Origin of the sequence: Stenotrophomonas sp. HMWF023 (assembly GCF_003060985.1) — a bacterium.
Classification (GTDB): Bacteria; Pseudomonadota; Gammaproteobacteria; order Xanthomonadales; family Xanthomonadaceae; genus Stenotrophomonas; species Stenotrophomonas lactitubi.
Window position 1 is genome coordinate 6,844 of the sequence record NZ_QAIJ01000057.1, and the last position, 9,764, is coordinate 16,607.

At 67.5% G+C, this 9,764-nt stretch carries 8 protein-coding genes and 1 pseudogene; 5 read left to right on the forward strand and 4 right to left on the reverse strand.

Annotation, left to right across the window (positions count from 1 at the left end):
- Positions 1-766 (reverse strand): annotated as a pseudogene (locus DBR20_RS22525) (TonB-dependent receptor plug domain-containing protein); the annotation flags it as partial.
- 195 nt (positions 767-961) lie between these two features.
- On the opposite strand from DBR20_RS22525, the gene queD reads away from it, so the two are divergent.
- Positions 962-1,324 carry a 6-carboxytetrahydropterin synthase QueD gene (queD, locus tag DBR20_RS02280; protein ID WP_108265045.1) on the forward strand — a complete coding sequence of 121 codons (363 nt, stop codon included), beginning with the start codon at positions 962-964 and terminating at the stop codon, positions 1,322-1,324.
- A 572-nt stretch (positions 1,325-1,896) separates the two neighbouring features.
- Here queD and asnB read toward each other — a convergent pair.
- Complete coding sequence (gene asnB, locus DBR20_RS02285) at positions 1,897-3,798, reverse strand: asparagine synthase (glutamine-hydrolyzing) (RefSeq protein WP_108265046.1); 1,902 nt, start codon at positions 3,796-3,798, stop codon at positions 1,897-1,899.
- 345 nt (positions 3,799-4,143) lie between these two features.
- Here asnB and DBR20_RS02290 point away from each other — a divergent pair, with 345 nt between their 5' ends.
- Positions 4,144-4,833, forward strand: a complete 690-nt coding sequence (locus DBR20_RS02290; protein ID WP_099821602.1) for a winged helix-turn-helix domain-containing protein — start codon at positions 4,144-4,146, stop codon at positions 4,831-4,833.
- Complete coding sequence (locus DBR20_RS02295; RefSeq protein WP_108265047.1) at positions 4,830-6,173, forward strand: ATP-binding protein; 1,344 nt, start codon at positions 4,830-4,832, stop codon at positions 6,171-6,173. The genes DBR20_RS02290 and DBR20_RS02295 overlap by 4 nt, the downstream gene beginning before the upstream one ends.
- On the opposite strand, the gene DBR20_RS02300 is transcribed toward DBR20_RS02295, so the two are convergent.
- Complete coding sequence (locus DBR20_RS02300) at positions 6,170-7,642, reverse strand: HAMP domain-containing sensor histidine kinase (RefSeq protein WP_108265048.1); 1,473 nt, start codon at positions 7,640-7,642, stop codon at positions 6,170-6,172. The two genes, DBR20_RS02295 and DBR20_RS02300, sit on opposite strands and share 4 nt — an antisense overlap.
- On the reverse strand, positions 7,639-8,358 hold the full coding sequence (locus tag DBR20_RS02305) for a response regulator transcription factor (protein WP_025878436.1): 720 nt from the start codon (positions 8,356-8,358) through the stop codon (positions 7,639-7,641). The genes DBR20_RS02300 and DBR20_RS02305 overlap by 4 nt, the downstream gene beginning before the upstream one ends.
- Positions 8,359-8,502: 144 nt before the next feature.
- Between DBR20_RS02305 and msrB the strand changes: the two genes are divergently transcribed.
- Together msrB and DBR20_RS22530 are read left to right on the forward strand one after the other, a co-directional pair.
- Complete coding sequence (msrB, locus tag DBR20_RS02310; protein ID WP_108265049.1) at positions 8,503-9,078, forward strand: peptide-methionine (R)-S-oxide reductase MsrB; 576 nt, start codon at positions 8,503-8,505, stop codon at positions 9,076-9,078.
- A gap of 2 nt (positions 9,079-9,080) precedes the next feature.
- On the forward strand, positions 9,081-9,764 hold a 684-nt coding region (locus DBR20_RS22530), incomplete at its 3' end, for a cytochrome c biogenesis protein CcdA (RefSeq protein WP_308812592.1).

Consider the following 9,764-nt stretch of genomic DNA (forward strand, 5'->3'; position numbering starts at 1 on the left):
CCTTGGCCGACCAGCCGTTCCAGCGGCCGCCGGGCTGGTCGCTGTAGATGCCGCTCTTGGTCAGGTTGCGCTCGTCCTGGTCCAGTCGCTCGCGGTTGTAGGCCTGCAGGCTGAAGAGGATGTTGTAGCCGTCCTTGTCGATGTCGCCCAGACCGCCGACGAACTTCAGGTTCTGCTCGTGCAGGCCGCCCTGGTCGGCGCCACCGAAGCTGCCGCCGATCTCGGCGCCTTCGAAGTTCTGCCGGGTGATGATGTTGACCACGCCGGCCACTGCATCACTGCCGTACACCGCAGATGCACCGTCCTTGAGCACTTCGATGCGTTCGACGGCCACCAGCGGCAGCGCATTGAGATCGACGAAGGTGTCCGACAGGCCGCCGGCCGGGAAGCCGTAGTTGGCCAGGCGACGGCCGTTGAGCAGCACCAGCGTGTTCTTCTGCGAGAGGCCGCGCAGACCGATGCCGGCCGAGCCCGACGCCCAACCGTTGTTGGTGGTCTCGTTGCTGGCGTTGCCGGTGTTGGCGGAGATCGAGCGCAGCACATCGGCCACGGTGGCCTTGCCGGTCTGTTCCAGCTGCTGGCGGCCGATCACCTGCACGGGATTGGAGGCTTCGGTATCGGCGCGTTTGATGTTGGAACCGGTGACGCGCACGGCAGCCAGGGTGCTGGCTTCGCCGCTGGCGTCGGCGGTGGTTTCGGCGGCGGCAGACAAAGGCGCGGCCAGAGCGACGGCCAGGGCCGCCACGAGCAGGGTGTGCTGGGGCATGACGATGTGGGGGAGGTAGTGGAAGGACGAGGTAAGTTCCGCAGTAATCCATGCCTGGCCGGGCTGCGGCCAATAACATCTCTTCATACGGATATAAGAGAAACTATCATCTCTTCATCCGGATGGAAAGAATTTCTTCACGGAAGAACAACGCGGGACCGGGCTGATCGGGCGCCTGCGGCGTACAATCGCGACATGGAAATCTTCAAAGTCTTCATGCTCGAGGCGGCGCACCGCCTCCCCAACGTGCCGCCGGGGCACAAATGCGCGCGCCTGCACGGCCACTCCTTCCGGGTGGAACTGAAGGTCGAGGGCGAGCCGGGTGCGCAGACCGGCTGGATCATGGATTTCGGCGATGTGAAGGCGGCGTTCCAGCCGATCTACGACCGCCTGGACCACCACTACCTCAATGACATCCCCGGCCTGGAGAACCCGACCAGCGAGAATCTGGCGGTGTGGATCTGGAACGAGCTCAAGCCCATCCTGCCGGCATTGAGCGAGATCACGGTGCACGAAACCTGCACCTCGGGCTGCCGCTATCGCGGCCCTGCCGCCTGATCAACCCATTGATCTGAAAGGAATCAAGGCGCCGGAGACGGTGCCTTGATGATTTTTGTTGCAATGCCGCATGATCGGCGTATGCTGCATTGCATCAATACAAATGCACGGCGGATGCGACTGGCAACAGCCACTGGCGCGACGCCCACGCTCATTGCATGGGTCCCTCCCCCCATGCAATCCGGACCCGGCAGATCCCTCCCTCTGCCGGGTCTTTTTTTGCCTGGCATCTGGATTCTGGAGCGCGTCTTCGTCCGGGTCTCTGCGAGCTGAAGGGCCCCGTCGGGGCAGGTAGGGGCCTGGGCAAATGTCCCCCGGCGCCGGCCTGCGGCCGCCCCCTCCTCCTTTACTTTGTCCAAACCCTTACCGGCCACGACGACGCTCGGCTTGCGGCACCAGGCGCGCAGATCGCTGCTTTCCTGAGGCCACCGAAGATCTCCCCACGCAGGGCGGAGGCCCTTGCGTGCGAAGTAAAGGGGGAGGTGACGGCCAACGGCCGGCGCCGGAGGACATTCGCACGCAAGGGCCTCCGCCCTGTGCCGCGCAGAATGAGTCCGTCGCGCAAGGAATACTCAGCGCCCGCGGTTGCCGTGCCAATGCTGGTACCACGCCTGGAACATCAACACGTTCCACAGGTGCGTATGCCATTTGCGCTCGCCGCGCAGGAACGCCTCCCAGATCGCACGCACGCGCACCGCATCGAAGCAGCCCTGGTTGCGCAGCAGTTGTGGGTCGAGCAGCGCTTCCGCCCAGTCACGCAGCGGGCCGGCCAGCCAGCGCGCCATCGGCGGGCCGAAACCGCGCTTGGGACGATAGACCAGCGGCGCGGGCAGGTAGCGCGACAGCAGATGCTTGAGGATCCGCTTGTGCTCACCGTCGTGGTATTTCAGGTGCTGCGGCAGGCGCCAGGCCAGGCGCACCACCTCCATGTCCAGCAACGGCGAGCGCGTTTCCACGCCGGCCGCCATGCCGGCGCGGTCGACCTTGGCAAGGATGCCTTCGGCCAGATCCATGCGGAAATCCAGCAGCTGGATGCGCGCTTCTGCCGGCAGTGCGGTGTCCTGCTGCTGGAAGATCGTCGCCGGCTCGCGTGCGCCCAGTACCACCTGGGTCGGCTGCCGCCAGCGGGTGACGCGCTGCAGGTAATGCCCCTCCACATCGTTGGCCGCCACTTCGGCCACCAATGCACGCCAACCGCCAAGACGACCACGCTCGACGTTCAAGCGGCTGCTGCCACGCCGCGCGAGGTCACGCACCCAGTCCGGCAGGCCACCACACAGGCGCGCATTGCGCAACGCGCGGCCATAACTGGGGTGGCCGAAGAACAGTTCGTCGCCGCCGTCGCCGGTCAGCGCCACCGGCTTGCGCGCGCCGAGCAGCTCGCTGGCCAGCAAGGTGGGCAGCTGCGAGGCATCGGCGAACGGTTCGCACCAGACCTGCGGCAAGCGCTGCAGCAGATCCAGGCCCTGCCGGCTGTCCATCCTGTGCAGGTGGTGATGCACGCCCAGATGGCGGGCGACCTGCGAGGCCCAGTCGCTCTCGTCGTGACCGGGGTCATCGAAACCCACCGTCCATGCTTCGACCGGCAACGCCGATTGCGCCTGCATCATCGCCACCACCAGCGACGAATCGGTACCACCGGACAGGAACGCACCGCAGGCCACGGGTGAATGCATGCGCGCGGCGATCGCCTGCTGCAGCACCACCTCCAACTGGTCGGTGGCCTGCTCCAGGCTGGGCGCCGGCTGCAACGGCTCCTGCAGCGCTGATTGCATCTCATCGCGCGCGCACCAGTAGCGATTGCCTCCCTGCGTCGCCTGCGTTGATCCGCCGGCGGCATGGTCGTTGAGATCCACGCGCAGCATCGCCCCGGCCACCAGCTTGTGGATGCCGCGATAGATGGTATGCGGCGCGGGCACATAGTCATGGCGCAGCAGCAGGCTCAATGCATCCTGGTCGATGCTGGGAGCGAACCCGGCGAAGGCCTGCAGCGCCTTCAACTCCGAAGCGAACAGAAACTGGCCCTGATACCACCCGTAATACAGCGGCCGTTCGCCGACCGGGTCGCGCGCCAGCCAGAGTTCATGCGCGTGGCGGTCCCAGACGCTGAACGCAAACGCCCCTTCGATGCGCGACAGCGCACGCTGCACGCCCCACTCGACGATGGCCTGCAGCAGCAGGCGTGCATCGGTGCAGCTGCGCGGCAGATCACGCAGCTGCGACTGCAGCGCCGCCCTGTTGTAGATGCGGCCATCCAGGCACAGCACGTAGCGCCCACAGCTGGAACTGAGCGGCTGCAACGGCATGTCGGTCGGCGCACGGCAATGACCGAGGGCCAAACCGGCGTCGGCATCGGTCCAGTAACCGATGCGACCGCGGCCGCGCTGCTGCAGTGCCCGCAGCATCGGCGCCAGCTGCTGCAGCAGCTGCTCGTCGTCGGCAGGCGGCAGCCAGGCCCCGACCACGCCGCTCATCGCTGGCCTCCATGGCAATGGCAATCAAGGGAAAGCACGGGGCAGGAGGCGGACGGCATGAGGGCGGCACGCGGATGGGGAGAGCTGCCATGCTCCGCCCCACCGAGCGCCACGTCAGTCGTAGCGCTGTCAGCGACCGTCACCGCAGGCGCGCCTTGCGTAACGTTTTGTAACAACCGGATTGCTACGCTGCAGCCAAGTCATTGCCCGGCCTGAGGCCCGGCCCGTGCGCCAGCAACCCCGGCTGAATGGCGCCCGCCCCCAGGACCCGGGCGGCCCGACAGCTGGGATAGCATCGCCGCGCTCGTGCCACGGCGGTACGGAAGCGCCCCGGAGGCCTTGTAAATGCTGGATATCGTACTGGTTGAAGACGACGCTCGGCTGGGCACGATGGTCAGCGACTACCTGCAGCGCCACGGTTACCAGGTCGCCCATGAGCGCTGCGGCCAGCGCGCGATCGCCCGGATCCTCAGCGAAAAGCCGGCGCTGGTCCTGCTCGACATCGGCCTGCCGGGCCAGGATGGTTTCGAAGTGTGTCGGCAGATCCGGCCCCACTATGACGGGATCATCTGCGTGCTGAGCGCCCGTACCGACAACATCGACCAGGTGCTGGGGCTGGAACTGGGCGCCGACGACTACATCGGCAAGCCGATCGAACCGCGGGTGTTGCTGGCCCGGCTGCGCGCCCATCTGCGCCGCCACCGCCGGGTCGAGCCACGCGATGAAGCGCTGCGTTTCGGTGAACTGAGCATCGACCCGTCCACCCGCAACGTGCATCTGCAGGGCCGCCTGCTGGAGCTGACCACCGCCGAATTCGACCTGCTGTTCCTGCTCGCCGGCAACGCCGGGCAGATCCTCGACCGCGATGCGCTGCTGCGCGGCCTGCGCGGCATCGCCTTCGATGGCCTGGACCGCTCGATCGATGCGCGCATCTCACGCCTGCGGCGCAAACTGGGCGACAACCCGGAACAGCCCGAGCGGATCAAGACCGTGCGCGGCCGTGGTTACCTGTTCAGCCGATCGGCATGGGGATGAAGCACCCATCTTCGGCCATGCGTGGCCACGCCTTCCACTTCCTGCGCTACGGCATCGGCTTCCTGGTCGTCCACCTTCTGCTGATCGTCGCCGGGTTGTGGGCCTGGGATGCGCTGCTGGAAGACCGCACCGAGGCCAGCCTGCAGGCGGAAATGCGCGGCCCACACGCGATGCTGCAACATCGCTTCGCCGAAACGCCACCGGCGCAGTGGCCAGCCCTGGCACAACAGCTGGACAGCGATTTCGCCTATCCGCTGCAGCTGCTGCCGCTGACCGAGGCTGCCGCGATACTGCCGGCAAAACAGCGCAAGGGGTTGCTCAACGGACACGTGCAGATCGAACTGGACAGCATGCAAAGCCTGCAGCGTGTCGGCAACAGCAGCAGTGCGCTGATCCTGGGACCATTGGACCAGGCCCTGCCCGAAGAAGGATGGCAGGACAGCGAGGCCTCCGGCGTGGCCATCATCCTGCTGATCCTGATGGTGGCGGTGGCGTTGCCGATGTACGTGATGGTCTACCGGCTGTGGCGCGATGTCTCGCAGCTGGCGCAGACCGCGCGACGGATGCGCGATGGCCAGCTCGACAGCCGCGCGCCGCGCGCCAGTACCGCGCTGGTGCGGCCGTTGGCCAAGGCATTCAACCACATGGCCGAACAGCTGCAGTTGCTGCTGGAAAGCCAGCGCGTGCTGGCCCAGGCGGTGGCGCATGAAGTGCGCACGCCGCTGGCACGGATGCGTTTCGGCCTTGCGGACCTGGAAGAAACCGGACTGGATGACGCCCAGCGCGATGCACTGTCCGGGCTGCGCATCGATGTGGATCGGCTGCAGCACCTGACCGACGCCGGCGTTGAATACGCCGCACTCGGCCGCTGCCATCAGCTCACCCGTCAACGCCTGCAGCTGGCCGCACTGGTGCGTGGGGTGGTCGACCAGTTCGCCCCACTGACGATACCCGTGCAGCAGGACCTGTCACCGGCAGGGCTGGTCAACGTCAACCGCCACATGCTGGAACTGGCGCTGCGCAACCTGCTGGGCAACGCGCTCCGTTATGCGCGCCGGCAGATCCGCATTGTCAGCACGCTCAACGAGGGATGGCTGTGCCTGCAGGTGGAGGACGACGGCCCCGGCATCGCCGTCGAACTGCGCAGCCAGGTGCTGCAGCCCTACGTGCGGCTGGACCAGGCCAGCCCGGGTTTCGGGCTGGGGCTGGCGCTGGTGCAGGTAGTGGCAGACAAGCATCGCGGCCACGTGGAAGTGGCTGATTCGGCGCTCGGTGGTGCCTGCATCCGGCTGCTGCTGCCGATGGAAAGCGGTATCGCGCCACCGGCAGAAGACGTCTAGTTCGTCTCGGCATCCGCGCGTGGCAAGGCGAACACGAACAGCGCACCCTGCTCGCTTTCGCGCAGCTCGATGCGCCGGCCATGCAACTGCACGATGCGCTGCACGATCAGCAGGCCGAGCCCGCCGTTTTCGCCACGCCGTGCCCCGAGTGCCGCCGGCGCCTGGAACAGCTGCCCACGCAGCGCCGGCAATACCCCGGGGCCATCGTCCTGTACCGCCACCTGCACACTGTCGGGCAGTGCCGACAGATGCACCTGCACGCTGCCACCGTCCGGCGCATGGCGCAGCGCGTTGTCGAGCAGGTTGGTCAGCACGCGCTCCACAAGACCGAGATCGGCACGCACCAGCGGCAAGCCCGGCGGGAACTCAGCATGCAGGCGCTGCCCACGCGCCTGCGCGGCCAGCTCGAATTTCTGCAGCACGTCCTGCAGCAGTTCCGGCAGTGCGAACACTTCCCACTCCAGCCGCACTTCGCCGTGTTCCAGCCGCGCCAGCTCGAACAGCGCGCGGGCAAGACGGCCGACCTTGGCGCTCTGCGCAATCGCGATACCGAGATAGCGACGACGCTCCTGCGGCGACAGCGTGGCTTCCTTCAGTGCCAGCGTTTCCAGGTAACCGTGCAGCGAGGACAACGGCGTGCGCAGGTCGTGCGAGATGTTGGCCACCAGTTCGCGGCGCTGCAGGTCCTGCTGGCGCAGCTGCTGCCACTGTTCGCCCAGCCGCTGTGCCATCTGTGCATGGGCATGTTCGAGGATCTTCAGCTCATCGCGCTCGCCCGCGCGCAGCGGTACCGGCGCGGGCAGTGGCGTCGGTGCGTCGATGTCGAAGGCCTGTATGCGCCGGGTGACCTGGCGCAGCGGCCGGGTCACCCAGTAGAAGGCCACCAGGCCGGCAAGCAGGCCCAGCCCGCCTATCAACAGCACCGACCACAGCGTGGTGTGCCATTGGCTGCCAGCGGCCAGGTCATCGGCCAGCATCTGCCGGTGTTCGCCCACCAGCACCACGTACACGTAGCCGGCCTGCCGCCCCTGCACCACCAGCGGCGCGACACTGAACACCTTGCGACCATCCGTGCTGCGTGGATCGTCACCGAGGATCGGCAGCGGCGCGCCGGACAGCAGGCGCCGCAGCGGTGCCACGTCCACCTGGCTGCGCATCAGGTGGCCGCTGGGCGCATCGTGGCCGAGGATGCGGCCCTGGTCGTCCAGCAGGTACACCTCGACACTGGGGTTGACCGCCATCAGCTGGCCGAACAAGGCGCGCACCGCCGCATCGCGCATGCCGCTGGTGTCCATCAGCTCACTGCGCTGGGCGATGTGCTCGGCCAACCCCAGCGACAGGCGCTGCACCACTTCCTGCTCATGCCGGGTATTGGTACGCATCTGCCAGGCCAGCAGCGCCATGCAGCACATCAGCATCAGCGCCGACATCACCAGCGCCAGCTTCTGCCACAGGTTCGGCTTGATCATGCTGCCGCCCCGGCCGGGTCGACCAGCTTGTAGCCGCGCCCCCATACCGTCAGCAGACGCCGTGGATTGCCCGGGTCGGTCTCGATCTTGCTGCGCAGGCGGTTGATGTGGGTGTTGACCGTGTGCTCGTAACCATCGTGCTGGTAGCCCCAGACCTGGTTGAGCAGTTCCATCCGCGCAAACACCTGGTCCGGGTGGCGGGCAAAGAACAGCAGCAGCTCGAACTCACGCGGTGTCAGTTCCAGTGCATTGCCATCGACGGCGGCGGTGCGCGCGACCGGGTCCAGGCGCAGCCCACCGAGTTCAATCGCCCCGGCATCGATGCGCGCGTTCTGTGCCATGGCTTCAGCGCGGCGCAGCAGCGCACGCACGCGTGCCACCAGCTCCGGCATCGAGAAGGGCTTGGCCAGGTAGTCGTCCGCGCCCAGTTCCAGGCCGACGATGCGCTGGGTTTCGCTGCCGCGCGCACTGATGATGATGATCGGCACATAGCGCGCCATCGCGCGTGCACGCTGGCAGACCTGCAGGCCATCCACGCCCGGCAGCATCACGTCCAGCACCAGCGCATCCCACGGGCCTTCCTGTTCGATCAGGCGCAGGCCGGCATCGCCGCTGGCGGCGTGCGCGACTTCATAGCCCTCATCACCCAGGTGCATGCGCAGCAGGTCAGCGATATGGGCATCGTCTTCAACGATCAGGACACGTTTGGCGGACATCGGCAGATTCGGGCCAGTGGGGAGGCTGCCCGCATTGTGGCGCGGGAGCGGCGTGGATACCTCACGAAAAATTGAATCCTGCGTGAGGATTCGTTGACCGGAGGGGGCGCAGCATGACCCCGTCGCCCCTTCCCGGAGTCCACCATGTCCCTCACCCGCCGCCATCTGCTGGGCCTGGGCGGTGCTGTCACCGCCGCCGGCCTGCTGGGCCTGGGCGCGTGCAGCCGCGCTGCCCCCGCCGCTGCCGAGGCACGGCCTTCGCGACAGTTCGAGGTGGCCCGCAGCGATGCCGAGTGGCGTCGGCTGCTGAGCCCGGCGCAGTATGCCGTGCTGCGCCAGCAGGCCACCGAACGCCCCTGGAGCAGCCCGCTGAACAAGGAACACCGGCAGGGTACGTTCGCCTGCGCCGGCTGTGCGCTGCCGCTGTTCTCGTCGTCCACCAAGTTCGAGAGCCACACCGGCTGGCCCAGCTTCTGGGCGCCGCTGCACAACGCCATCGGCGAGGACCGTGACACCACCTTCGGCATGCTGCGGGTGGAAGCACATTGCCGTCGTTGTGGCGGCCACCTCGGCCACGTGTTCAACGACGGCCCACGCCCGACCGGACTGCGCTACTGCATGAACGGCGCCGCGATGGCGTTCATTCCCGGGGCTGCACAACAGGACGCCGCTGGCGGCTGGCGCGTGCCGCTGGGTTCTTCCCCCATTTCGGGAGCGTGATGATGCTGCTGTTGCTGCTTGCCTATCTCGGGGGCGTGCTGACCCTGCTCAGCCCGTGCATCCTGCCGGTGCTGCCATTCGTGTTCGCACGCGCCGATCGTCCTTTCCTGCGCAGCACCCTGCCGCTGCTGCTGGGCATGGCACTGACCTTCACCGTGGTTGCCAGCCTGGCCGCGGTCGGCAGCCAGTGGGTGGCGCAGGCCAACCAGATCGGCCGCTGGGTGGCACTGGTGCTGATGGCCGTGTTCGCCATCGCGCTGCTGTGGCCGACACTGGCCGACCATCTGCTGGCGCCGTTCCAGCGCATCGGTGCGCGGCTGAGCGCGCGCGCTGACGCCGCGGATGCGGCCGGCCGTGGCGGCGCATGGACCTCGCTGCTGATCGGCATCGCCACTGGCCTGCTGTGGGCGCCCTGCGCCGGCCCGATTCTCGGCCTGGTGCTGACCGGCGCCGCCCTGAACGGCGCAAGTGCCGGCACCAGTTCGCTGCTGCTGGCCTACGCGCTGGGCGCAGTCACCGCGCTGGCGCTGGCGGTGTGGGTGGGCGGCCGCGTGTTCCGTGCACTGCAGGCCCGCCTCGGCCTGGGCAATGTGCTGCGCCGGGTACTGGGCGTGGCCGCGCTGCTGGCGGTGGTGGCGATCGGCCTGGGCTGGGACACCGGCCTGCTGACCCGCCTGTCCGCGGTC

Excerpts from the sequence above, each read along its gene's own strand:
- queD (WP_108265045.1), top strand. The coding sequence starts at position 962 with ATGGAAATCTTCAAAGTCTTCATGCTCGAGGCGGCGCACCGCCTCCCC.
- DBR20_RS02305 (WP_025878436.1), bottom strand. The coding sequence starts at position 8,358 with ATGTCCGCCAAACGTGTCCTGATCGTTGAAGACGATGCCCATATCGCT.
- DBR20_RS02300 (WP_108265048.1), bottom strand. The coding sequence starts at position 7,642 with ATGATCAAGCCGAACCTGTGGCAGAAGCTGGCGCTGGTGATGTCGGCG.
- DBR20_RS02295 (WP_108265047.1), top strand. The coding sequence starts at position 4,830 with ATGAAGCACCCATCTTCGGCCATGCGTGGCCACGCCTTCCACTTCCTG.
- msrB (WP_108265049.1), top strand. The coding sequence starts at position 8,503 with ATGTCCCTCACCCGCCGCCATCTGCTGGGCCTGGGCGGTGCTGTCACC.
- asnB (WP_108265046.1), bottom strand. The coding sequence starts at position 3,798 with ATGAGCGGCGTGGTCGGGGCCTGGCTGCCGCCTGCCGACGACGAGCAG.
- DBR20_RS02290 (WP_099821602.1), top strand. The coding sequence starts at position 4,144 with ATGCTGGATATCGTACTGGTTGAAGACGACGCTCGGCTGGGCACGATG.